The 23,523-nt window shown below is 57.8% G+C and carries 19 protein-coding genes; 12 read left to right on the top strand and 7 right to left on the bottom strand.

Features of this window, described 5'->3' with window-relative positions:
- Nucleotides 1-22: 22 nt before the first annotated feature.
- Nucleotides 23-1,561 carry a RagB/SusD family nutrient uptake outer membrane protein gene (locus ORG26_RS03040; protein ID WP_266367048.1) on the top strand — a complete coding sequence of 513 codons (1,539 nt, stop codon included), beginning with the start codon at nt 23-25 and terminating at the stop codon, nt 1,559-1,561.
- A 114-nt stretch (nt 1,562-1,675) separates the two neighbouring features.
- A complete protein-coding gene (locus ORG26_RS03035; RefSeq protein ID WP_266367047.1) occupies nt 1,676-5,014 on the top strand; it encodes a VCBS repeat-containing protein in 3,339 nt (1,112 codons plus the stop codon).
- 18 nt (nt 5,015-5,032) lie between these two features.
- Here ORG26_RS03035 and ORG26_RS03030 read toward each other — a convergent pair whose 3' ends face one another.
- Entirely contained in the window at nt 5,033-5,860 is an 828-nt protein-coding gene (locus tag ORG26_RS03030) for a lytic transglycosylase domain-containing protein (protein ID WP_266367046.1), read from the bottom strand.
- 310 nt (nt 5,861-6,170) lie between these two features.
- Between ORG26_RS03030 and dinB the strand changes: the two genes are divergently transcribed.
- From dinB to ORG26_RS03010, 4 genes are all read left to right on the top strand, one after another.
- Complete coding sequence (gene dinB / locus ORG26_RS03025) at nt 6,171-7,280, top strand: DNA polymerase IV (protein ID WP_266367045.1); 1,110 nt, start codon at nt 6,171-6,173, stop codon at nt 7,278-7,280.
- Nucleotides 7,281-7,486: 206 nt separating this feature from the next.
- The gene (locus tag ORG26_RS03020; RefSeq protein WP_266367044.1) at nt 7,487-8,458 is read left to right on the top strand and encodes a fasciclin domain-containing protein; all 972 of its coding nucleotides are present in this window, start codon (nt 7,487-7,489) and stop codon (nt 8,456-8,458) included.
- A 160-nt stretch (nt 8,459-8,618) separates the two neighbouring features.
- Nucleotides 8,619-9,911 carry an OmpA family protein gene (locus ORG26_RS03015; RefSeq protein ID WP_266367043.1) on the top strand — a complete coding sequence of 431 codons (1,293 nt, stop codon included), beginning with the start codon at nt 8,619-8,621 and terminating at the stop codon, nt 9,909-9,911.
- A gap of 153 nt (nt 9,912-10,064) precedes the next feature.
- Nucleotides 10,065-10,970 carry an EamA/RhaT family transporter gene (locus ORG26_RS03010; RefSeq protein ID WP_266367042.1) on the top strand — a complete coding sequence of 302 codons (906 nt, stop codon included), beginning with the start codon at nt 10,065-10,067 and terminating at the stop codon, nt 10,968-10,970.
- On the opposite strand, the gene ORG26_RS03005 is transcribed toward ORG26_RS03010, so the two are convergent.
- The 4 genes from ORG26_RS03005 to ORG26_RS02990 all read right to left on the bottom strand — a co-directional run bounded on the left by ORG26_RS03005 (nt 10,915) and on the right by ORG26_RS02990 (nt 14,209).
- Nucleotides 10,915-11,508, bottom strand: coding sequence for an HXXEE domain-containing protein (locus ORG26_RS03005; RefSeq protein WP_266367041.1), 594 nt, complete (start codon nt 11,506-11,508; stop codon nt 10,915-10,917). The genes ORG26_RS03010 and ORG26_RS03005 overlap by 56 nt on opposite strands.
- Nucleotides 11,505-12,662 carry an acyltransferase family protein gene (locus tag ORG26_RS03000; RefSeq protein WP_266367040.1) on the bottom strand — a complete coding sequence of 386 codons (1,158 nt, stop codon included), beginning with the start codon at nt 12,660-12,662 and terminating at the stop codon, nt 11,505-11,507. The genes ORG26_RS03005 and ORG26_RS03000 overlap by 4 nt, the downstream gene beginning before the upstream one ends.
- A 155-nt stretch (nt 12,663-12,817) precedes the next feature.
- Complete coding sequence (locus tag ORG26_RS02995; RefSeq protein ID WP_266367039.1) at nt 12,818-13,513, bottom strand: DUF421 domain-containing protein; 696 nt, start codon at nt 13,511-13,513, stop codon at nt 12,818-12,820.
- A gap of 9 nt (nt 13,514-13,522) precedes the next feature.
- The gene (locus tag ORG26_RS02990) at nt 13,523-14,209 is read right to left on the bottom strand and encodes a DUF421 domain-containing protein (protein ID WP_266367038.1); all 687 of its coding nucleotides are present in this window, start codon (nt 14,207-14,209) and stop codon (nt 13,523-13,525) included.
- Nucleotides 14,210-14,557: 348 nt separating this feature from the next.
- On the opposite strand from ORG26_RS02990, the gene ORG26_RS02985 reads away from it, so the two are divergent.
- The 4 genes from ORG26_RS02985 (at nt 14,558) to ORG26_RS02970 (ending at nt 18,976) form a co-directional block, all read left to right on the top strand.
- On the top strand, nt 14,558-15,415 hold the full coding sequence (locus tag ORG26_RS02985; protein ID WP_266367037.1) for a dienelactone hydrolase family protein: 858 nt from the start codon (nt 14,558-14,560) through the stop codon (nt 15,413-15,415).
- A gap of 196 nt (nt 15,416-15,611) precedes the next feature.
- Nucleotides 15,612-16,181, top strand: a complete 570-nt coding sequence (locus tag ORG26_RS02980) for a hypothetical protein (protein ID WP_266367036.1) — start codon at nt 15,612-15,614, stop codon at nt 16,179-16,181.
- The gene (locus tag ORG26_RS02975) at nt 16,178-17,308 is read left to right on the top strand and encodes an aminoglycoside phosphotransferase family protein (protein WP_266367035.1); all 1,131 of its coding nucleotides are present in this window, start codon (nt 16,178-16,180) and stop codon (nt 17,306-17,308) included. The genes ORG26_RS02980 and ORG26_RS02975 overlap by 4 nt, the downstream gene beginning before the upstream one ends.
- A gap of 42 nt (nt 17,309-17,350) precedes the next feature.
- A complete protein-coding gene (locus ORG26_RS02970; RefSeq protein ID WP_266367034.1) occupies nt 17,351-18,976 on the top strand; it encodes a T3SS effector HopA1 family protein in 1,626 nt (541 codons plus the stop codon).
- Here the strand turns inward: ORG26_RS02970 and ORG26_RS02965 are convergent.
- Nucleotides 18,965-20,935: a tetratricopeptide repeat-containing sensor histidine kinase gene (locus ORG26_RS02965; RefSeq protein WP_266367033.1), complete on the bottom strand. Its 1,971-nt coding sequence runs from the start codon at nt 20,933-20,935 to the stop codon at nt 18,965-18,967. The genes ORG26_RS02970 and ORG26_RS02965 overlap by 12 nt on opposite strands.
- Nucleotides 20,936-21,337: 402 nt before the next feature.
- On the opposite strand from ORG26_RS02965, the gene ORG26_RS02960 reads away from it, so the two are divergent.
- Both ORG26_RS02960 and ORG26_RS02955 read left to right on the top strand, forming a co-directional pair.
- A complete protein-coding gene (locus ORG26_RS02960; protein ID WP_266367032.1) occupies nt 21,338-21,766 on the top strand; it encodes an SRPBCC family protein in 429 nt (142 codons plus the stop codon).
- 212 nt (nt 21,767-21,978) lie between these two features.
- The gene (locus ORG26_RS02955) at nt 21,979-22,440 is read left to right on the top strand and encodes a DUF1569 domain-containing protein (protein WP_266367031.1); all 462 of its coding nucleotides are present in this window, start codon (nt 21,979-21,981) and stop codon (nt 22,438-22,440) included.
- Here the strand turns inward: ORG26_RS02955 and ORG26_RS02950 are convergent.
- Entirely contained in the window at nt 22,437-23,465 is a 1,029-nt protein-coding gene (locus ORG26_RS02950; RefSeq protein WP_266367030.1) for an SDR family NAD(P)-dependent oxidoreductase, read from the bottom strand. The genes ORG26_RS02955 and ORG26_RS02950 overlap by 4 nt on opposite strands.
- Nucleotides 23,466-23,523: the final 58 nt, after the last annotated feature.

Below are 23,523 nucleotides of genomic sequence, written 5' to 3'. Positions count from 1 at the left end.
CTCAATTATACCTGCTAAGCATATGAAAAAGTCGATCCTCTGCGGAGCCCTGTTGCTTGGACTGGCAATCAGTTGCAACGAAGACGGCCTGAATCAGATCAACCCCAACGGGGTAACCTTTGATACCTATTTTAATAACGCCGCTGAACTGACGGCGGGCGTCAATTCCATATACGCTCTGGTGCAATCCAATAGCCTCGTTTCGCGGGAGTGGTTCTTTACCCACGACCTGCGCGGCGACGAGATGGCCTCGGGCGGCGGTCAGCTCGAAACGCCCCGCAACCAGCTGCTGATCGGTGTACACGATACCGGAAACGCGCTGGCCTCGAGCATCTGGCGCGGCTGGTATCGAACCATTCACCGAGCCAACGTGGTGCTGGAGAAGGGCCCTACGGTCCAGAGCATTACGCCCGCCCTGCGCGACCGGCTGCTGGGCGAGGCCCGTTTTCTGCGCGCCTGGGCTTATTACGAACTGGCTACGTTCTTCGGCGGTGTGCCCTTGTATAAGGAGTTTGCCAAATCGGTGGACGGAGCCAAGGCGCGCTCACCCCAGCGCGAAGTTTACGATTTTGTCATCGCCGACCTGAAAGCCGCCGAGCCGGGCCTGCCTACGACCTACGATGCCGCCAACCAGGGCCGGGCTTCCAAAGCCGCTGCCCAGATGCTGCTGGCCCGTACGTACCTGCAACTGGGCGACTACGCCAATGCCCGCACCGAACTGCGAAAAATCGTCGACTCGGGCGTGTACCGGCTGGTAGACAACTACGCCGACCTCACCAATGAAGAAGGCGAATTCAACGCGGAATCCATTCTGGAGGTGGTTTACATGCCGTCGGGCGGGGCTTTTAACTGGGGTGGCGACGGCGACGGGAACGCCGTTCAGGAGGAAACGGTGCGGTCGCAGGAGTATTCGGCCATCGCGTGGCGAAACGTCATTCCGTCCAACCGGATTCTGAACGAGTACGAGACGGTCGCCAAAGGCGATGCCAAAGACGACCCGCGCTACGCCTTGTCTTACTGGACGGAGGGCGACCGGTTCAACAACGGCAACACGATGCTCACCTCGACCATGGTGCAGGGCAATTCTTCGGTCGTGGCCGGCAGAACGCTGAAAGTGAGCTGGCGTAAATATTCCATCATGTACAAATCCAACGCCAGCAACCAGCAAAGCGGGATCAACATGCGGATCATGCGTTACGCCGACGTGCTGCTGATGCTCGCCGAATGCGAAAACGAACTCGGAAACTCCGCCGCCGCCCTCACGCTGATGAACCAGGTGCGCGCCCGGGCATCGGTAGCCATGCCGGCTTACCCGACCCGCAACTATCCGTGCCGCAACAAGGATGAGGTCTTCGACGCCATCGTGCACGAACGGATGGTCGAGCTGGCCGCCGAGCAGGTTCGCAACTTCGACATCATCCGCTGGCGGAAGAACAAGAAGCTGAAGACGGAGCCGCTGACGTATTTCCAGGCCAACAAACACGAACTGCTTCCGATTCCGCAGGTTGAAATCGATAACAATCCTATGATTGATATCAAAGACCAGAACCCGGGTTATTAAGTTGTTTAACCGCCGAGGGCGCAGAGGAATGCCGCAGGAAACGCGGGGTTCTCTTTGCGCCCTTCGCGTAATCTTTTGCTTCCCTTGCGGTTTATTTATCTTTTCCTCCTCTTTTTGGCCGGGTGCAAAAACCGCCCGGAGCCGCTTTTTACCAAAGTTTCCGCGGACGATTCCGGTATTCAATTTGCCAACAACCTGACCCCCACCGACTCGCTGAACGCCTTTACGTTTACGAATTTCTACAACGGCGGCGGGGTTGGAGTGGGCGATTTCAACCGCGACGGCCGACCGGACCTGTTTTTTACGGGCAATCAGGAAAGCTGCCGGCTGTACCTCAACGAAACGCCCGCCGGAACGTCCGACTTCCGCTTTACCGACGTGACGGAAGCGGCCGGGGTGCAGACGGACCGCTGGTGCTCGGGCGTCTCGGTGGCGGATGTCAACGGCGACGGCTGGGATGACATTTACGTGAGCGTAGCGGCGCATCAGGCCCTGAAAAAGAGCCAAAACCTGCTTTTTATCAACCAGAAAACAAAAACGCCGACGTTCCGGGAGGAGGCCGCCGCCTACGGACTGGATTATGCGGGATTCACGACCCAGACTGCTTTCTTCGACTACGACCTTGACGGCGACCTCGACGCCTTTCTGCTCAATTCAGCTCCCGATCTTCAGAATCCCAATTACCTCCGCCCGGCCATCAACGACGGTACTTACCCCTCCACCGACCGACTTTTCCGGAATATGACGCAGGAAAAGCGGCGAGAAGGAGCGAAGAAGCCCGAAACCGCTTCGGCCCCCCTTTTTCTCGACGTTTCCAGCGAGGCGGGTATCCGGTACGAAGGGCTGGGCCTGGGACTGGCTATCTCCGACATCAACGGGGACGGCTACCCGGATATCTATTGCTCCAACGACTTCATCAGCAGCGATGTATTTTACCTGAGCAACGGCCGGGACGCCTCCGGAAAAGTTACCTTCCGCAACGCCACGCGGGAGGCGCTGGCCCACACCAGCCTCTACGGCATGGGCGTGGACGCCGCCGACCTTAACAACGACGGCCGCATTGACCTGATGCAGCTGGACATGCTGCCGCAGGACAACGCCCGGCAAAAGCAGATGCTGGGCGCGCCCGATTATGACAAAAAAGAACTGAGTCAGACGCCGCAATATGGCTACCAGCTTCAGTACATGCGGAATACGTTCCAGCTCAACGGCGGCAACGAAGGTCCGGTCCCAACGTTCAGCGAACTCGGTCTGCTGGCCGGAATCGCCCAGACCGACTGGAGCTGGGCAACGCTGCTGACGGACCTGGATGGCGACGGCCAGAAAGACATTTTCGTGACGAACGGCTACCGGAAAAACGTCACGGACCGCGATTTTATCAGCTTCAACGAAGAATTTGGCCTGTTCGGCACCGATGCCGCCCGCGAGCAGCGCCGCCAGCGGATGCTCGACAAAGTCCCGGAAATAAAACTGAAAAATTACGCCTTTCGGAATGCCAGCCGGAACCCGGCCGACGCCCCGGCTTTCGAAGATGTTTCCGAACAATGGGGCCTGAACGAGCTTTCGTACGCCAACGGGGCCGCTTACGCCGATCTGGATGGCGACGGCGATCAGGATTTGATTGTCAACAATATTGATGAGGAAGCATCGCTGTTCCGGAACAACAGCCGGGCGCAGACCAAAAATGCGTATCTGACGGTTTCGTTCGCCGGTCCGGCTTCCAATCCCGCGGGCATCGGCGCTACCCTGACGGTCTGGTCCGGCGGACGGATGCAGGTGCTGGAACAGTTTCCCGTGCGGGGCTACCTCTCCTCGGTGCAGCAGGCGCTGGTGGTGGGTCTGGGCAACGCGACGGCAATCGATTCCGTGCGGATGGTCTGGCCCGGCGGCCTGACCGAAACCCGCTACCGGATTCCGGTAAACCAGCGGCTGACCTTCCGGATTTCCGACGCAAAGCCCGTCGCGCCGCCGCGCTTGCAGTCAACCCCAAAGCTCTTTACGCCGCAACCGGCCGTTCCCGGCTATGTCCATCAGGAATCCGATTTTGTCGATTTCAAAACGACCCCGGCTTTACATAAAATGCTGTCGAGGCCGGGTGCGGCGATAGCCGTGGGAGACCTCAACGGCGATGGGTTCGACGATCTGGCCGTCGGTCCCTCGTACCGGGGGAGTGCGGGCTACCTTTTTTTCGGCGGGGCAAACGGGCAGTTTCGGCAAAAAGACTGGATGCCCAACACGGCGATGGAAGCGGGCGCCATCCTGCTTTTCGACGCCGATAACGACCGCGACAACGACCTGCTGGTGGTCGGCGGCGGCAACGAACGGCCGCTGCACGTGGCCGAAGCGTTCGGTCCGGTGCTGTACCGAAACGACGGACGCGGTAATTTTTCCCCCGCGGCCTTTTTGCCCAATCTAACCGTCAGCAGCCAGTCGGTGCGGGCGCTGGATTACGACCGCGACGGGGATGCCGACGTGCTGATCGCCGGTCGGCAGGTACCCGGACAATATCCGCTGCCCGCCCGGAGTTACCTGCTCCGCAATGACGGGGGCCGCTTCACCGATGTCACCGAACAGGTGGCTCCCGCTCTGATGAACCTCGGTCTGGTATGCGACGCCCTGCCCGTCGACCTCGACAATGACCACGACGAAGACCTGGTACTCGTCGGTGAGTGGATGCCGCCTACCATCCTGACCAATCAGAACGGCCAGTTTCAGCAATCGGCCAATCCGTCGCTCGCTCGCGCTTCCGGCTGGTGGAACTGCGTGGCGGCGGGGGATTTCGACGGAGACGGGGACGCCGATTTGCTGCTAGGGAATGAAGGTCTGAATACTTTTTACCGGGCTTCCGAAAAGGAACCGATGCTGATTTACGGAAAAGACTTTAATGAAGACGGGCAGTTCGACCCGATCATGGGCTATTTTATCGGCGGCACCCGTTACCCGGCTCTACCCCGCGAATCGCTTATCCAGCAGGTGATTCAGTTTCGGAGAAAGTATTTGCACTACGCCGATTATGCCGAAGCCGACTTCAGCGGGCTGTTTTCGGAACAGGAGCGGCAGGGCGCGTACGAAAGGCAGGTGACCGAACTGCGGAGCTGTTACGCCGAGAATCGGGGGAAAGGAGTTTTTACGCTTCGGCCGCTGCCCGGGCTGGCCCAGCAATCGCCCATTTTCGGGTTTCTGATCGACGATTTTGACCACGACGGCAAACCGGACGCGCTGGCAACGGGCAATTTCTTCCCGAACGAAGCCAACATGGGTCGGCAGGATGCGTCAAAAGGCGTGCTGCTGAAAGGCGACGGCCGCGGAGGCTTTGTGGCGCTCGGACCGGACAGAACCGGATTCCGCGTGCCGGGCGACGCCCGCCGGTCCTACCGGCTGCGCAACCCGACACGCATCCTCACGGCGACCAGCAACGGACCGCTGCTGATGCATTCCTGGAAAGAACGTTGAGTAACGGTACTGGGAAATTCAGGCGGCCTGGAGTTCGTCCTCCCGGCTCAGGCGCCCCACACTGCGGCGCATAACGGCCGTCATCCGGGGCGATTGCGTACGCCCCTGTTTAGTTTTTACCTTGGAAGGCCGCGCCTTCACCGCTTTCTTTTTGCTCATCAGCCGCGCCAGCCGGAAATCCGTCTCCTGGTCTTCTACCGGCGTGGCAAAAAGAGTGATGGCTTCTTCCAGCGCCTCGTCGGCCCCCGGCTCCTGCGGCAGCAGACCGGGCAGCGGGCTGGTCAGCACTTCCATGTTCAGGTGGGGCAGAATCGGCGAATATGATTCGGCATTCTCAAACATTTCCTTGAAAAATAGAATCCGGTAGAGGTAAGCCCCGGTTTCGGGATTGAACCGTGTCTTGTAATAGCCTGCATTCGTAACCTTGGTGCGTGACCGGACGTAGCCGAGGCCGCCGTTGTAGGCCGCCGCCACCAGGGACCAGGACCCGAGGTGAGAATACAGTTTCTGCAGCAGCCGACAGGCCGCTTCGGTGGATTTGACGAGGTGGAACCGCTCATCGGTTCGGCCCGACACGCGCAGGCCCAGTTCGCGGGCCGTGGCGGGCATCAGTTGCCAGTAACCGGCGGCTCCTCTGGGCGAAACGGCCCGCTGGTTCAGGCGACTTTCGACAATGGCGACATACCGAAAGTCGCTCGGAATGCCGTGTTTCTGGAGAATGGGATCAATTTTGGGAAAAAACGCCGCGGCTTTCTGCCGGAGCGTGTAGAGTTCAGCCGGTTGACGGCTGTTGGTGCGGAGGGTCTGCATCCATCGTTTCGTCACGGCGGCTTCGTCGAGCGGCATACATTCACCACAAAAATCGACGGGAGCCAGCGTGGAACGGGTCAGGAAAGAAGAACCATGATCAACGGACTTTAATGCGGAACTTGATATCGAGTTAGCCGGCATGGCGGGGCTGGTGTGGGCGGCCGGAATTAACTTAACTGCGCCTAGAACAACAGGTCTGACCGTTGCCATCAGCAGGGATAAACCTACTTTTTTAATCAAAACATTAGACCGATTGGTGATATAGAATAACGCAGTAGATTGTAAATCAGTGCCTTTGTTTTTCTTTGTATGTTGATGCGTCGGCAGGAATCGTCGTTTATTGGCGATGAAGCGTTATTTTTGTTTCAAAAAAAATGTGCCGGTGCAGCCCGTTCGCAAGATCATTCACATCGATATGGACGCGTTTTATGCCTCTGTGGAGCAACGGGACAACCCCGATCTGCGGGGCAAACCCGTGGCCGTGGGCGGGTCGCGGGCGAGGGGCGTGGTGGCGGCGGCGAGCTACGAAGCCCGGAAGTTCGGCGTCCGGTCGGCCATGCCTTCGGTGACGGCCCTGCGCCAGTGCCCGGACCTGATTTTTGTTCGGCCCCGCTTCGAGGTGTACAAAGCGGTATCGGGCCAGATCCGGACGATTTTTGAAGAATACACCGACCTGATCGAACCGCTTTCGCTGGATGAAGCCTATCTGGACGTTACCGAAAATTTTCCGGGAATGCCTTCCGCTACCCAGCTCGCGCAGGAAATCAAAGCCAAAATCCGCGAACGGACCGGGCTGACGGCTTCGGCGGGCGTTTCCTACAACAAGTTTCTGGCGAAGCTCGCTTCCGATTTCCGCAAGCCCGATGGGCTGTACGTCATCAAACCGGCCGACGGCCCCGGTTTTGTCGAAACGCTCGAAGTGGGGCAGTTTCACGGTATCGGCAAGGTGACGGCCCGCCGCCTGAACGAACTGGGCATCCGGACCGGGCTCGACCTCCGGGCGCAAACTGAAGATTTTCTGCGGACGCATTTCGGGAAAGCGGGCAGCTATTATTTCCACATTGCCCGCGCCGTGGACAACCGGCCCGTCAACCCCGAACGCATCCGCAAATCGGTCGGCTCGGAAAACACGTTCGAACAGGACCTCTTCGAGCGGGACGACCTGCTGACCGGCCTGGAGCCGTTGCTGGACGATGTCTGGCAGTACTGCGAATCGAAACGGATTCGGGGGCGGACGGTGACCCTCAAGATCAAGTACGCCGACTTTCAGCAGATCACCCGCAGCCGGACGCTGCTGTCGCCCGTGGCGGACCGGGATTTGCTGGGCCGCCTGACCGCCGAACTGCTGTCCCAGACCCTGCCCGTGCCGAAAGGCGTGCGGTTGCTGGGCGTTTCGCTGTCCAATCTGGAGACCCTCGACGAGGCCGAAGGGAAGCAGTTGCGCCTGTTTTTTTAGCCGCCGCGGCCGTCCGGACCGTTCCCTAATCCGTAGACCGGCCAAATAGCCCTTCCCGGCAGCTTGAAGCGGACCCGCCAGACTTTCGCCCCCAAACAAATATGCCAGCAGGATAACAATCCCTTTCAGCGTCACGTTGGGAAAGTGGTTCTTAACCGGGCCGATTAGCTATCCAAATCATGTTTAACCAATCCTGTGGTAACGTTATGAAAAACCTGAAATCACTTCGTTGGGCAAAAGGCCTGTCGATGATGTTGTTAGTGGCGGGGGCTCCTTTGCTGACAAGTTGTGATAATGACGACGACGATGCAACGCCGACGCCGACCTATTCGAATTTCTCCGATGTCCTGAGCGGCAATACGGATTATTCGCTGATGAGAGCGGCCGTCACCCGTGCCGGGCTTACCGACTCGCTGAACCGTTCAAACGTTACGATCTTCCTTCCGAATGATGCGGCTTTCCGCGCTGCGGGCTTTGCCGATGCGGCCGCCGTCAACAATGCTTCGGTTTCTGATCTCCAGCGCATTCTGCGGTACCATGTAGTGGGCAGCCGCGTATTGCCCTCGGCTTTCGAAACGACCGGCAGTGCGTCGCCGGCTTCGCTGGGTGGACAGAACCTCTACATCACCCGTAACTCCGGTGGTCAGGTATTTGTCAACAACGCCCGTGTCCAGCAGACGGGCATCGAGGGCTTCGAAAACGGGCAGGTGTACGTCATCGACCGCGTTCTGATGCCGGCAACGGGTAACCTGCTGCAGGTGGCTCAGGCCGATACGAGCCTTTCGTTCCTGGTAGCGGCAGCGCGCCGGGCCGGGGGTACGGTCTTTAACAGCCTGTCGAGCACGACGACGCCGGTAACGGTTTTTGCGCCGACCAACGCCGCTTTCCGGGCCGCTGGTTTCCGCGACACGACGGCCATCGGGGCGGCCAACCGCGATACGCTGACCCGTATCCTGACCTACCACGTGGTGCCGGGCCGGGTTTTCGCGCCGACGCTGACCAACAACCAGAGCGTGACAACGGCCCAGTCGGGTGCGTTTAACGTGACGGTCGGAACCAACAATGCCGTCAGCATTACCGGACGCGGCAACAACAACCAGGCGGCCAACGTAACCCGTCCGGACATCATGGCGACCAACGGCGTTGTGCATGTCATCGACCGGGTTTTGAGACCCTAGTTAGTTAAAAATTAAAAATTAAGAGTTAAAAGTAAGGCTCCGCTCATTCAGGGTTCTGACAAGCGGAGCCTACTTTTAACTCTTAACTTTTAATTTTTAACTCCATTAAGCTTTTTTTCGGTTGGGTGGTCTAATCGCTGAAAATTAGAGCGTTAGAGCAATGAAGCGACTTACCTATCTGGTCCTGCTGGCGTTTATGGCGTCGGGCTGCATGTTTGGTTCGTATCCTTCGGGGGGGCCGTATCCGCCGGATGATTCCTATCCCGATTCCCGCGTGCCGGACAGTCGCCAGCCGTACCCCCGCGGACGCTACGAAGACCCGGCCGACCGGCCGACGTATTCCGGGCGTTCGCCGCGCAGCCTCGGCCGACCGGTGACCAGCGGCGTGAGCGTGACGGACATCCGGCTGACGGACCGGTACACTGTGCTGTACATGACCTACCAGGACCGCAGCCGTCCCCGCTACGACCAGATGGGCCGACCGTACTCGACCGGGACCATTGCTTTCCATCCGTCGGCGCGCCTGATTGCGGCCAACGGGGCCCGGACCTTCCGGTTTGTGCGGGCAGAAGGCATTCCCACCGACCCGAATCGCCAGCGTACTTTCCCCGGCGACGAAGTTTCGTTTGTCGTTTATTTTGAACGGCTGGATAAAGGACTGGAGCAATTCGACCTGTACGAATGCACCAACAACGACCAGTACACCTGCTGGAACGTCTACGACCTGGAAGTCGACAACCCGCTGGACCCCGTCTATACGCCGCGGCCGCAGAGCCGGGAGACGGCACCCCGCCGGGTAGAAACGGCCCCGGTGGAAGCTCCGGTGGACGCGCCGCTGCTGGTGACGGGCGTGGTGCGGGACGCCAAAACGAAGCGGCCGCTCTCGGCCACGATTGATTACCGCCTTTCGGGGAGCCGCACCTCGGTCGATTCGGTGCAAAGCTTTGCTTCTACGGGCAATTACCGGCTGAGTCTGGGCCGCGGGCAGGTGTACACCTACACGGCTTCGGCCCGGGGGTATCTGGCCGCCAACGGCGTGCTGGACGTGTCCAGAGCCGCTTCGGGCGAACGCATCAGTCGCGATATTCTGCTTACGCCGCTGGCGGTGGGTGATAAGGTGACGCTCGAAAATGTGTACTTCGACATGTCGAAGGCGGAACTGCTGACGGCTTCTTTTGCCGAACTGAACCGCGTGGTGACCATGATGCAGGATAATCCGAACATGACCATCCGACTCGAAGGCCATACCGACATCATCGGCGACCACGACAAAAACCTGCAGCTCTCCCGCGACCGGGTGAATGCCTGCCGACGCTACCTCGTAAACCAGGGCATCAGCGGCGACCGCATCCAGACGGTCGGTTACGGCGACACAAGACCGATCAAAACGAAGGGAACCGATGAGGAGCGGAAAGTCAACCGGCGGGTGGAATTTGTGATTCTGACGCTGTAAAGGGGTTCTCGCAGATGCTCGCAGATTTTGAGCGCAGATTTTCACAGATTTCAGTAATGTTTTCTGCGAAAATCTGCGTTTTAAAATCCGCGGTAATCTGCGCGAACAAAGTCTCAATCCACAAAATTCGCCGGCAATCTATACATTTGCCGCATGATTTATCTTCTTCTGAGCATCGGGCTGTCGGTGCTGCTGCTGCTGAACTTCCGGCTTTTTCCGCGCTACGGCGTCAATACCTTTCAGGCGATTGTCTTCAATTATCCGGTCTGCTTCCTGACGGGACTGGCGCTGCTGCCCGCCGGGCAGTCCTTCGCCGTGGAGTTCTCGCAGGACTGGACCTGGCTGGCGCTGGGACTGGGCGTGGGTTTCATCCTGACGTTTCTGCTTTCCGGCGCTTCCACCCAGCGAACGGGCATTACGGCGACCTCGCTGGCCAACAACCTCTCGCTGGTCATTCCGGTCACCATCAGCCTGTTTGTCTTCAAAACGGGCGGCAAGGCCTTTGACGGCTTCAACTATCTGGGTCTGGTGCTGGCCGTGGTGGCCGTTGGACTCAGCACGTTCAAAAAGGAAGAGAGCGGGGCCGTTCGGTCGCGGGGGCTGGCGGCGCTGCTGCCGGTAGCGGTGTTTCTGATGTACGGCCTGACCAACACGCTCATCAACTACATGAACATCCACTTTATTCCGTCGCCCGACCAGACCGCCCGCGTCACGCTGACGATGGTCATGGGAGCCATTGCGGCGGGGTTGCTGATGCTGCTGATCCGGCTTTTGCAGGGAAAGGAAAAGCTGGAAGCGCGCAATCTGGCCGGGGCGCTCACGCTTGGCGTGCCCAACTACCTCAGTTTTTACACCCTGCTGCTGGCCCTGTCGGCCTTTGGCGGCAACGGCGCGTTTGTGTACCCGCTTTATAACATCGGCGTCATAGTGCTGGCGGCGGGCGTGGCGGCCTTGTTTTTCCGGGAAAAATTATCGCTGCTCAACCGCGCGGGGCTGGTCCTCGCTATCGTAGCGATTGGTTTGATTTCCTGGCAGGAACTGGCCGGGGCGCTGCGGTGACCGATAGCCAGGCATCCAGACGAGTGCCGAGCCGGTGGGCCAGAAACAGATTAAGCACCATCAGGATGAGCCCACCGGCCGACCACAGCAGCCCTTCCGCCGGTCCAATCCGACTTTCCCGGCAAAACAGATAAAGGGTGTAGAGGCAGTAAGGCAGCGATAGCAGCGAGGTGACAATGGCCGGAATGTACCTCCTCAGCACCAGCCATTGCCCGATATGTACCAGCAGGTGAACCGTAAAAGCCACAAGCGCCGCAAACCAGACGTAATAATACTCGAAAAGGACGGCCGTGTATGTAATGACACTCAGGAGGATAAACTCTTCCGCTACGGCCAGCGCAAAGGCATTTGTAGACAGCCTGTCCAGATGCGGCAGAATCTTCCGCGCTAATGTCGGGAAACGCTGGTAAAGCATTTCCCGGTTTCGGCCAAGCCAGGGCTTCAGAAAGATAAGCTCTTCAAAATCATGCATCATGAAGACAATGGGCAGCAGGGTAATATAAACGGTAAAGTCCATGCCGAACAGGTACAGTTTCAAACCCGCAGAAACACCTTCTTTTTGTAGAGCACATACAGAAACGCCCACTCCACCGCCAGCAGGCCGATGGTCATGCCCACTTCCTGAACCGCCCGGGAATCCGACAGATGCAGCAGGCCGCCGAAAAAGAACCGCGCCGAGTACTCGAAGTCGATCACCTCACCGGCCAGGTAGATCAGGATGGAGTTCATGCCGATGACCGTAAACAGAAGGGTCCAGCGGGTAAAGCCCTTCACGTCGATGATCCAGTAAAACAGCGCCAGCAGCAGCAGGCTCAGTCCGCCCGTCACGAGGACGAACGAGCTGGTCCACAGGTTTTTGTTGACCGGAAAAACGAAGTTCCAGAGCCAGCCCGCGAGCAGACAGCCCAGCCCGGCCACCACCAGCCGAAGGACTTTTCCGTTCTGGGTGAGCAGGTGGCCGTTGGTGCGAAGCAGGTTTCCGGCAAAAATGCCCAGCAGCGCGTTGCAGACCGCCGGCAGCGTGGACAGAATGCCTTCCGGGTCGTGAATGACTTTGTGCAGGTGGCCGGGCAGCAGCTGGCGATCGAGGTAACTGGCCGGATTGCATTCCATCGTCAGCAGACCCGCGCCGCAGCCGGGCACCGGGACCAGCATCAGCACGGCCCAGTAGGCCAGCAAAATTCCGGCAAACCAGCCGTATTGCGTCCGTCGGCCACTGTAGACGTAGATCAGTTGCGCCAGCATGCCCGCCAGCCCGATACGCCCCAGCACACTCGGAAAGCGGGTTTCGGCCAGCGACTTCACCAACAGGCCGTTGTTGTAGACGATTCCCAGCAGCACCAGAAGCAGCCCGCGACTGATGATCTTCCGCACCAGCTCCGACCGGGATGCTCCTTTTTCCAGCCGGCTGCCCAGCGAAAAAGGCGTGGAAACGCCCGCCATAAAAATGAACAAGGGGAAAATCAGGTCGTAGGCCCGGAAGCCGTGCCAGTCCGGATGGGTAAACTGGTCGGCGAGAAACAGGGCGGCGGCCCAGCCGGTCGTTTTGGCCAGTGCGTGAAAGATTTCCTCCCCGCCGATAATCCAGAACATGTCGAAGCCCCGCAGGGTGTCCAGGGAAAGCAGACGTTTGACGGGCGCCGGCTGGGCGAGGGTGGGTTCGGGCGTTGGGAGGGTAGACGATGCCTGCATAGGTTCGGAAGTGTCGGACGGATCAAGAATAGGGAAAGCAACCTGAATTCCCTGAAAAATAAGCAGAAAGCCGCTCTAAATAAAAAAGCGGTCCGGGGAAATCAAAACTATTCTGCTGTCTTTTGCCGCTTCGGGGCAGATTCCGGGGTGTTGCCCTACCTGTTGATCAAACCCGGCACCCATTCCTGCTGCCCGCAGTTGACACATTCTTCGGCCTGGTCGGCGGCGTAGGTTTTCTGACTTCCGCAGTGGTGGCAGACCTGGGTGGGGGTCTGCTGCAGGCGTTCGTTCATAAACGCTTCATCCCATTCGGGCAGAATGGAAATGCCCGGTTGGGGCTGCTTTCGCGTGACGAGCGTAAATACACCGTTCGGCTCCATGTAGAAGCGCTCCACTTCGCCAAGCTGACTAAGGCCTTCGTTCCGGAGCTGGGCCATGAGCTGCTGCCGGGAAACCGTCGTTTTTTCCAGATTCTGCCAGAGAATAGCCCCGTTCTCGACGAGCGTGTGCAGTTTGTCCTGCGTCTGCGCTTCAAATTTTTCGTCTTTGGCGGCCCGGCCCGAAATGTACCGCTGCCCCAGAACCACGACCAGGGCGATGATACAGACCGGCAGCACCCCCCGCTGAACGTCCAGAATGGGCACCCCGATGGCGGCGGCCAGCGAAACCAGCGCCGCCAGATCATTCCGGCTCATCTGTCCGGCCATCCGCTGGCCCATCAGCCGCATGGCGACCAGCAGCACCAGGTAGATGAACCCCACCCGAATCAGCAATTCAAAATAAAACTCGGCGGGCACTTCCCCGATCAGCATCCGCTGCCAGTCTCCAAATTTGATTTCCTCCTTTTTCATACGGCTCGATTACAGGTAAGCTCCATCCCAGTTCTGCTGGTGGCAATTGGGGCAGGGCACCTTTTTGTCCTGACCCGAAATCGTCGTCCCGCAATTGCAGCACGACATTTTTCCCTCAACCCGTTCCTGAATGCGGTGCACCTCCTGGTCGGTTTGCGGGAGGGTCGACAGACCGGGCTTTTTTTCGTCCGTGGTGTAAATGCTGAAATCGCCGGAGGGTTCCAGGTACACGCGGCTTACCTGGCCGAGGTTGTAAACGGTTTTGTTGCGCAGGGCCGAAAGAACCTGCTGGTGCGAAACGCGGGCTCGCCGGAGCTCATCCAGCTGAAGGACGCCGTCCTTGACGAGCAGGCTTTCCATGCCGTGGGTCAACTGCTCCACTTCCGGACGCCGGACGCCCAGCAGATTGACGTAGCGAAACAGCACCAGGATCAGCCCCAGCGTCAGAATACTGGCCAGCACGCCCCGATCGGGGAGCTGCATGGCCGGGGAGACAATGGCCCCGAGCGTGACCATCACGGCCATTTCGGTCTGGGTTAGCTGGCCGCTCATGCGTTTGCCGAGCAGCCGCACAATCACCAGAAGGACGATATAAATCAAAACGGTCCGGATCAGGACCTCCAGCATAAAGGCCGCCGGAGCCTCCCCAAACAGAATCCGGTGCCAGTCCGAAAGGTTGATTTCGTCTTTTTTCATAAAATTGAGTAAATGAATCGGTTGCAAACCTTGTCAATACAAGTATTTCGGAGGACTTTAGGTTATGGTATTTTTTGCCGATAAAATTGAAGTCATGCCGGTGCGGCTCACAGAAAAAGGCTTTACAGGCGGTTTCCCGCCTGACCTGGCCCGAAGAATTTCCAGCAAGGAAAGCGTTTCGGACGGACGGCCTGGAGAGGGTCGGTTAGGATTTGGCCTTGTCACTTTTCGGTTCAGTCGGGCTGCTTACGGCGCGAAGCCGAATTGCCAGAGCTTTCCCTGATTTTGCAGGACTTAATGTGCCGTAAATAGTCTATTATTGTTCGTTCACCCTTCAACCATTTTCCCATGAACCAGGACATTATAAACCTCTACGACGAGTACACCCACAAACCGCTGAAGCGCGAAGAATTTCTGAAGCGGCTGGCGCGGCTGACCGGCAGTACGGCGGCGGCGCTGGCGGTGCTGCCCCTGCTGGAAGTGAATTATGCCAAAGCCGAAACGGTATCCGGCCAGGACGATCGCCTGCGGACCGAGCGCATCGAGTATCCGGGCGAGGAGGGAAAAATGAAGGGGTATCTGGCCATGCCCAAAAACAAAGGAAAATACCCGGCCGTCGTCGTTATTCACGAGAACCGGGGCCTGAATCCGCATATCGAAGACGTCACCCGGCGGCTGGCGCTGGCGGGCTTTGTGGCGCTGGCTCCGGACGCGCTGTCGCCGTTTGGCGGCACTCCCTCGGGCGATGCCGACGTGCGGGAGCAGTTCGGTAAGCTGGATGCGGCCAAAACCCGGGGCAGCTTCGTCAAGGCGGTGGACTTTCTGAAAGCCCATTCCGAAAGCAACGGGAAGGTCGGCAGCGTTGGTTTCTGCTGGGGCGGGGCCATGGCAAACCAACTGGCGGTGCACTCGCCGGACATGAAGGCGGCGGTGGCCTTTTACGGTCGCCAGCCCGAAGCGGCGGATGTTGCCAAAATCAAAGGAGCCGTGCAGCTGCATTACGGCGGCATGGACGAACGGGTCAACGCGGGCATTCCGGCCTACGAGGAAGCCCTGAAAAAAGCTAATGTCCCGTACGAACTATACGTCTACGAAGGCGCGCAGCATGCTTTCCACAACGACACGGCCCCCACGCGTTACAACGAAGCCGCCGCCAAACTCGCCTGGGGCCGGACGCTGGAGTTTCTGCGAAAGCGGCTGGGGTAACTGGCCGTTGCCGGTGAGAGCTGGCCATTCGATAGACCGCTCACTCAGGATTCCCTTCTCTTGTCCCTGTCGGCAGGAGAAGGGAATTTTCTTTTTATAAAGGGGAAATTTCCGGTTGTAGCGCCAGAGCAAAGGCAGGTACTTAGGGGAAGGTTTTCTAGACAGACCCTATCCTAATCTAACGTCACCCAAAGCCATGCCTGACCAACCCTTCCCATCTCTCCAGGATATTAACAACGCCCGGGCTCGCGCCGCCACAGACAACCTGCCAGCAATGACGCAGGCTGAATTTGATGCCCTAAACGGGAAGTTCATCATTCTGCGCTGTTACGTGGCGCATTCCAAACTGAAGCCTTGTTTTCGGGCGGGTCAGAAAATAGATGGTTGTAACCCTGCCGGAAGTGTCATCAAACCAGACACAGTATACAAAACGCTGTTTTACATCTACGAGGTGACGCCACCTACCGGCATGGACCCCCTCAAGCCCTTTTTCGAGCGAAAAGAAGCTTTTGTCGAATGGAATCCGGATCGGGTTATTCATTGTCCCGTACCCGCGGATACCGGTTCGGGTGCATCCGGAAGGCCGGATAGCCATACGGAAAATTATTTTGTCAAAGACAAACCGTTCATCTACTGGAGTGAGCAGGAAAACAACTGGAAGGAGGCCGCTTTTTCCGATATCGAAAGGACGCTCCAAATGAGTGTTAATGGAAAAGAGTCCTCCACGGACCACGACCGGCGGTCGTTTATTCTGCCGAAATCATGAAAGCACTGACCGGTCATAGCGTTTTGCCTTATCTGCGGGACTGGGATCTGCTGGACGAAACCGGGCTGGCACAAAGCCAGTACACGGTAGCCGACAATCCGCATGGCTCTACCCGCAATACCCACCTGATCGTAACGCGGGCGCAGGAAACCGGGTTCTTCGTCAAACAGGCCCGGCTCATTCCCCTGGGCGAGGAGATTGACGAGCTGACGGATACGCTGCAGTTGGAGGGGGTATTCTACCAGCGCGCCCGCGAGCTACCCGACCTGGCGGCTCATCTTCCGCGGCCGTACCCGATTCCCCGCAACAACAGCGACCCGTATATCGCCACGGATCACGTGCTGCTGACCGAGTACATCCCCGACAGTACCCCGCTGATGGAATACCTCCGGCAGCTTCCTCATTTTGTGACGACTTCGCCCCCGCCCCGTCTGGCCCTGGCCAGACGGCTGGGTGAGGTTCTGGCTTTGTTTCACCAGCGTCTGGAGGCCAACGGCGGCCCGATGAGGACCAACGAATGGCCTGTCTTCCGGCCGCCGTTGCTGGACATCGACGAGCGCCACCTGAACGTCCTCAAACAATCAGACAACCGGTTGCTGAGTTTTCTGGGCAACCGGCTGGAACAAAGCAATTCGCTGGCGAGTCTGCACCAACTGCGGGAACTCTGGACGCCCTCACAGCTTATTCATACCGACGCCCGGCTGGCCAACTTTCTCGTCCAGCAGAAGCCAGGCACTGAGCCGCCCGAAATCACTCTTTATCTGACCGACTGGGAGTACGCCGCGCAGGGCGACCCGGTTTTTGATGTGGCTTCCTTAATCGCGTCCTACCTGCGGCTGTCGCTTGGCATGAGCGGTTTTTTTTCGCAACAGGAGATTCATGAAAGCATTTTTCAGCTGGGTAGAGGCTATCTGCTGACCCATCCGGCCGACCCATTGAAGAGTAAATGGCTGCTCCTTGTGATTCAGCATGCAGGCGTCCAACTGATTCAACAATTTTATTCCCTGGCCTCCAGAGTGCCTGATGAACCATTCAGGAACGAAGCCGAGGTGTCGCTGGAACTCCTGACTCTGGGGATTGAATACCTGAACCGGCCCATTGATATTTTAGCCAAAATTATTCCCTGACATCCCGCCATGTTTAGTCAGAGTAAAAGAAATCAGGAGGACTTGCAGAACCTTGTCGAAAGCCTGACCATCGACCCGCACACGCACCTCATTACCGACCGAATGCTGCCGGCGGCAACGGGAAGCGAAGCCGGGCTGTCGCATACGGAGCGCATTCTGAAACGCCTGTACCGTTCGTCGGCGGTTGCCTTTGACCCCGACAACGTGACCCAGTACCTGCAATTCTGGATTTATGATACCTATTACTGCCGGAATTTTGGCAGCCGAAGGACTACGTTTGCGACCGGGTTCAATCAGTTAACCTTCGATGATTTTGGCATCACCACGACGACGCCCATTCAGAATTTTCATGTTGATCCGTTCTGGAAATACCTGACCAATCCGAGAAACGTACGGCACCAGGCCGGTTTTTTTACGGCCATCAAAGGCAGTGAAGCCCGGTTTGTCCGGCCCGAGGAGTTTGTCGAAAGCGGTTTCAGCGAGCAGGAACAGAAACATTTTCTGACGCTGTTTCATCCCAGCAATTCGTTTGGAAAATCCCGCTACAAATGGTTGTATGGCCGGTGGTCCGTTGATGATGCTTATCCCGGCGGGGTGCGTTTCTACATCAGTCTGGACCTGCCGTCCGAAGCCGATGCGCTGGACGATGGATTTATGGTGCTGCTTCGGAAGATACAGGAAACCTTCGACCGACAGCAGGTGCCCTTTTCGGCCAAATTCCAGGCTTCGGCGGCGGATATGCTGCGCGCCGACGGAATTATTCTTTACATCGAAAGGCGCCATTTCCGGGTCGCCGCCCGACTGCTCCTGGACATTGCGGCTAGTACCAGCCACGTTCAGTACCGCGACGACCTGCCTTTGTTTGTCTTCAGACTGGGCACGGGAATCGGCTTCGCCGAAACGCCGCCTGGAGTCCTGAGTTTTGGAATGAACCGGTCGAAACTACTGGCCGAGGCGATTGTGGACGCGAAAGGGGCCGACCATCCGGTCGATAAAGCGATAGCGTACCTGAAAAATCAGCATTTAACGCTGGATACCCTGCACCTCAACCCGGGATCGTCCCCTGATTTTTACGCGGTTGATTTCGTTCCGAGCGCTTTCGGGATGTATGCGGGGTGGGGTACGGGCCTGAAGGACGAGCGGGCGAGCGAGGACCGGAAGCGTACCCCCAACAACTTTGTCTCCGCCGCCCTAGTTATTGCCCGGGCTATATGCCGGGAGGTCATTTGGCTGAACAACGGGCAGTGTAACTGGCTGTCTTATCAAAAGCCTGAAAACGAGCAGGTGGTTTACCGGCTGCTGGACGGCTCGCGGGGCGAGGGTCTTGAGGGCGTCTATCTTTTTCTGAATCAACTCACGGCTTTATACCCCTGCCAGAATGTGGAGCTGGTGCTGGATGGCCTGAAGTTAAACGCCCCATCCGTCGAGGAAACATTGACGAAGGATGAATTCGACTTGCTGACCGAACGGGTCCGCCGCCTCCTGAAAGACAACCAGAGTCCGGCGGCCGGGTTGGCCGAGGAACTGATCAGGCGGTACGTAGACCCGGACCGACCCATTCCCAACGACTATGACGGAAGTGATTATTTCTGCCCCAATCTGAAATTTGGCCTGGCCGGAATCGGGTTGTTTCTACTGAACGCCGCCGGTAAAAATTCAGGGGGATGAATTGGCATTCAGTGGAATGGGCGTGAAGAGCGGAACCGTGATCGCCAGACGGGTGCCCTGTCCCGCTTCGGTCTGGGTATCCAGTCGGCCATGAATCCGTTCGACCCGGGATTTTATGTTGTTCATGCCCATCCCGCGATGCGAAGGCTCCCGGCTGGGCATGCCCACGCCATTGTCACTGATTTCCAGCGTGAGGGCCACGGGTAACCGGTGCAATTTGAGAACCGCTTCGGTGGCCCGGGCGTGTTTCAGGACGTTGTTGACCAGTTCGAGTCCAATGCTGTACAACTCAATCTCGATGCTGCGCTCAAACCGTTCGTCTTCGCAGTTGGTAAGAAAGACAAAGGAAAGGCGGCGGGTACGGTTCAGGTCGTCAACGAGCTTCTGCAGGGCTCCGGCCAGGCCCGCCTTTTCCAGTTCTTCGGGCATCATGTTGTGCGAGATGAGCCGCACTTCCGTGTAGGCGCTTTCCAGGTTGGCGAGCAGGTTGCCGTAGACGCGCTGTTCGGGCGGACTCAGGTGTTCGGAGTCGATCGACTCCAACTGCCATTTCAGGGCGGCCAGTGTGCCGCCGAGCGTATCGTGCAGTTCCGACGCTACCCGTCTCCGTTCCTGCGACTGACCCCGGTAGAACGCTTCGCTGATCTCCCGATTTTTCCGGATCAGTTCTTCATTGGCACGGGTAAGCTCCCGGGTGCGCTGCCTGACCCGTTCTTCCAGGGTCTGGTTCAGTTCAGACAGGCTTTCGTTGGAGGAGGCCAGTGCCTGCTGCATCACTTCCAGGTCCAGTTTCTGTTCTTCAACCTGCTTTTTCTTTCGTTTAAGCAGCCAGTTGGTATAATAGAGGGTGAACGTCAGCAGCAAAACGAGGGCCAGGCCGGTGGCCAGCCCGTTGCGTTGAAGTTCTTTCTGCCGGATAACGCTGCGCTGCAAGGTGATGTAAGCCTTGTGTCGCTCATTCTCATACCGAACCCGAAGGGCATCAATCTGCTTTTTCTGCATATCCCTGACATCCTGTTCCTGGAGCTTTTCGTATTCCTGATAATAGTACAGGGACTGCCGATACGCTCCGAGCTCCTGGTAGATCTGCCAGAGGTTGTTGGTTATCTTCATTTTTGTGACCCGGAGCGCACTCTGCCGCAGCGCATAGGCCTCCTGGGCATACCGGAGCGCCGCCCGGAAGTTGGCCTGGCGCATCAGCACCGTTGCCATTTCATTCCGGGACCAGGCGATGTCATCCGGATGTTTCTGGCGAAGCTTTTCAAACCGGTTAAGGTACAGAATCGCTTTCGTGTAATCTTCTGTTTCCCGGTAGCTGGCGCTCAGATTCAGAAAGCAGTAACCGGCTACATCCTCAAAGTAGGCCGGGGGTTTGTTTTCCAAAAGGCACTGATTGAAGAAACGAATGGCTACCGCGTAGTTTCGCTGCTGAAAATAACTTAGCCCTATGTTGTTGAGGCAAACCAGGTAAATGCGCTGCTCGCCGGCCTGTTTCAGGAAAGGGCGGGCTTTCTGATAATAGTAAAGGGCTTTGGGGTAGTCTTCAAAATGATGATAACGGTCTCCCAGATAGCGCATGGAAAGTCCCATGTACCGACCGTCCCTGAGCTTTTCGGCCAGCCGGAGCGCGTCGAACAAAAAAGCCATGGCCTGATAATAGGCGCCTCGTCTGGCTTTGTAAAACCCCAGCCAGCACGTGGCCCACATCTGACCCCGCTCCCAGTTCCGCTTTTGCGAAAGGGTCAGGGCTTGCTGAAAAAGTCGGATAGCCGTGTCGTCTTTGGCCTGCAGCTTGCCCAGCTCGCACAGAACCGAAACGCGTAGCGTGTCATCCTTAACTGAACTACCCGATGGGGGCAGGCTGGTCAACACCTGCCGCAGACTGTCGGTCAGGACGCTTTGTCCGTTGACAATGCCTGCAAACCCAAAAAGCATCATTAGAAGTAGCCATCGAATCATAAGCAGGACCGGCTGTAACGGGCATAAATTAAGAAAAGTATCTCATAGTTACGGATTAAATAGTTGGTAGACAAAGGCTAAGCCTGTCGAACAGTCAGTCGTTCGGCGAAAAGCTTTTCCGCCCGCTGCCAGTAGCTTCTAGACTCCGCCTGGGGCCGGACGCTGGAGTTTCTGAAAAAACACCTCCGTTGAAGGGAATGATTGAATGATTGATTAGTTGAATGACTGAATGACTGATTGCGGGGGCTTATCGAATCATCCGCCACTTAGTCTAATCCAATTGTATAGCATTCCGTTAATCAAGACGATAGTAACTCAGTCATTCAGTCATTCCCTCAATCAGTCATTCCCTCAATCAGTCATTCAACCAATCAATCATTCAACCAATCAATCATTCAACCCATGAACACACCAGCCAAAGAAACCGTATCGGTCGAGGTGACCATTCAGGCCCCTGTTGAAAAAGTCTGGGAACGGTGGACTTCCCCCGAGCATATTGTCAACTGGAACCACGCCTCGGACGACTGGCATACGCCCAGAGCCGAAAACGACCTTCGGGAAGGCGGCAAGTTCATCTACCGGATGGAGGCCAAGGACGGCAGCGTCGCCTTCGATTTCGTCGGAACGTACGAGGCCGTTCGGCCGCAGGAATCGCTGGTCTATATCCTGGAGGACGACCGGAGAGTGACCGTGACCTTTGCAGGCGAAGGCGAAACGACGCGGGTGACGGAAGCTTTTGAGGCCGACAGCTCGCACCCCGTGGAAATGCAGCAGACGGGTTGGCAGGCGATTCTGGATAATTTTAAAAAATACGTGGAGTCCCAGTCTTGAATCGTTTTTTCCTCCCGCTGCCTCAGCGGGAGGGCCCTTGCTAAAACACCGGGCTGTAACGGCCCCACCGTTTCTACTTCATGCCTCCCACATTCTCCTTCTTCCCGCGATTTTGCTGCTTCGGCAAACTTGGGTAGACATTTGCCAAGGGTTGGCCTAGTTTTGTCGTATTCATTTCCGGTTCGAAGCAACCGACTAACCCAACAGATACGATGAAACAGTCAAAAAAAAACCTGTTAGACCTCCCGGCGGCAGAGGAAATTGTTGCCCGCGTCAAAAACCTGAAGGTGACTAATGCACCGCACTGGGGCCGAATGAACGCCTCGGAAATGCTGCTTCACTGTAACCTTTGTATGACCCAGATTCTGGAAGGGGACATGCCTTTCGCGCCAACCACCCTGAAGCAGCGAGTCATTCGGTTTCTGTCTTTCAACGTAGTGCCGCAGTTTCCCAAAAATCTCAAAACGCATCACCGCAACGACACCAAAGGCCTCGTTTCGGAGGCTGAATTTGAAGCGCAGAAAAAGCGGTTTATCAACGTTATAGAAACGTTCGGAAGGCATCAGCAACCCATTGCCCTCACGCATCCGGCTTTTGGTACCCTCAACACCCGGCAGTGGGGCCTGGCCGCCTGGATGCACATGGACCACCATCTGCGGCAGTTTGGCGTTTAAGGAGTTTTGTTTTCCTGTTTCCGTGCCCGGCGTTCTTCTTTCATTTTCTTTTTGACCCCGTCGTCTACCCCGCGGCCTTCGGGCATGGGCTGGAAGGCCGAGCCGGACGTGGGGGATAGCGGCGGCGCGTTGCGCATCTGGTAGCGGTGCACGAGGTTGGCCGAAATGCGCTCCGTCAGACGCGGGAAAATCCGGTGCGAAAACCACGCCCCGGTCGCCTTCCAGCCGACGGGCATCTCGTGCCGGCCGTGCAGCGACGCCCGGATCACGGCGTTCACTACCTTCTGCGGCGGGTCCATGGCCGCCATGCGCCCCTCGCGGCCGCTGTAGTTGGCCGCGTGGCGCCAGAACGGCGTGTCGACCGCCCAGGGTTCGACGTTGATGACCCGGATGTTGCCCTTGCCGTCGAGGCGCAGCTCGTGGTTGAGGGCCTGCGTCAGGTTGAGCAGGCCCGCTTTGGTGGCGGCGTAGGAGGCGTGGTAGGCCAGCGGACTGAAGCTCTCGACCGAACCCATGTTGATCAGCGTGCCGTAGCCCTGCGTCCGGAACTGCCGGATCGCCGCGTGACTGCCGTAAATCACGCCTTTCAGGTTCACGTCCACAATCCGCGCCTGGTCTTCCACCGGAATCTCCCAGAACCGGCCGATGGCTCCGACGCCCGCCATGTTGACCCAGACGTCGATGTCGCCGAACTGCCGGAGGGTCTCGGTGGCCAGCCGCTGGACATCCTCCGGTTTGCTGATATCCAGCGGTACCACCAGCGCGTTTCCGCCCGCCGCCCTGATGTTTCGGGCGATTTCTTCCAGCAGGTCCGTCCGCCGGGCGGCTAGCACGACGTTGGCTTTATACCCGCCCAGTTGCTCGGCCACGCCCCGGCCGAAGCCGCTCGACGCCCCGACGATGACAAACGTTTTACCCGCCGTTTTGCGCTGGTCGGAGCGGCTGAGCCGGGAAGTGGAACAGGATGAAAGGAACAGACACAGACCCGTCAGCAGCAGGCTAGCGTTCCAGCTTAAGTTTTTCATAGTTCGTTGCGTAATCGAAATGCTAGCTGGTCAACCGGGCAAGGCGGAGGATGTTTGA

Origin of the sequence: Tellurirhabdus rosea, from assembly GCF_026278345.1 — a bacterium.
GTDB lineage: Bacteria > Bacteroidota > Bacteroidia > Cytophagales > Spirosomataceae > Tellurirhabdus > Tellurirhabdus rosea.
The sequence above is the reverse complement of the archived record's forward strand: the minus strand, read 5'-3'. Positions and strand labels throughout refer to the sequence as shown.

Excerpts from the sequence above, each read along its gene's own strand:
- ORG26_RS03040 (WP_266367048.1), top strand. The coding sequence starts at position 23 with ATGAAAAAGTCGATCCTCTGCGGAGCCCTGTTGCTTGGACTGGCAATC.
- ORG26_RS03030 (WP_266367046.1), bottom strand. The coding sequence starts at position 5,860 with ATGCCGCTCGACGAAGCCGCCGTGACGAAACGATGGATGCAGACCCTC.
- dinB (WP_266367045.1), top strand. The coding sequence starts at position 6,171 with ATGAAGCGTTATTTTTGTTTCAAAAAAAATGTGCCGGTGCAGCCCGTT.
- ORG26_RS03020 (WP_266367044.1), top strand. The coding sequence starts at position 7,487 with ATGAAAAACCTGAAATCACTTCGTTGGGCAAAAGGCCTGTCGATGATG.
- ORG26_RS03015 (WP_266367043.1), top strand. The coding sequence starts at position 8,619 with ATGAAGCGACTTACCTATCTGGTCCTGCTGGCGTTTATGGCGTCGGGC.
- ORG26_RS03010 (WP_266367042.1), top strand. The coding sequence starts at position 10,065 with ATGATTTATCTTCTTCTGAGCATCGGGCTGTCGGTGCTGCTGCTGCTG.
- ORG26_RS03000 (WP_266367040.1), bottom strand. The coding sequence starts at position 12,662 with ATGCAGGCATCGTCTACCCTCCCAACGCCCGAACCCACCCTCGCCCAG.
- ORG26_RS02995 (WP_266367039.1), bottom strand. The coding sequence starts at position 13,513 with ATGAAAAAGGAGGAAATCAAATTTGGAGACTGGCAGCGGATGCTGATC.
- ORG26_RS02990 (WP_266367038.1), bottom strand. The coding sequence starts at position 14,209 with ATGAAAAAAGACGAAATCAACCTTTCGGACTGGCACCGGATTCTGTTT.
- ORG26_RS02985 (WP_266367037.1), top strand. The coding sequence starts at position 14,558 with ATGAACCAGGACATTATAAACCTCTACGACGAGTACACCCACAAACCG.
- ORG26_RS02980 (WP_266367036.1), top strand. The coding sequence starts at position 15,612 with ATGCCTGACCAACCCTTCCCATCTCTCCAGGATATTAACAACGCCCGG.
- ORG26_RS02975 (WP_266367035.1), top strand. The coding sequence starts at position 16,178 with ATGAAAGCACTGACCGGTCATAGCGTTTTGCCTTATCTGCGGGACTGG.
- ORG26_RS02965 (WP_266367033.1), bottom strand. The coding sequence starts at position 20,935 with ATGATTCGATGGCTACTTCTAATGATGCTTTTTGGGTTTGCAGGCATT.
- ORG26_RS02960 (WP_266367032.1), top strand. The coding sequence starts at position 21,338 with ATGAACACACCAGCCAAAGAAACCGTATCGGTCGAGGTGACCATTCAG.
- ORG26_RS02955 (WP_266367031.1), top strand. The coding sequence starts at position 21,979 with ATGAAACAGTCAAAAAAAAACCTGTTAGACCTCCCGGCGGCAGAGGAA.
- ORG26_RS02950 (WP_266367030.1), bottom strand. The coding sequence starts at position 23,465 with ATGAAAAACTTAAGCTGGAACGCTAGCCTGCTGCTGACGGGTCTGTGT.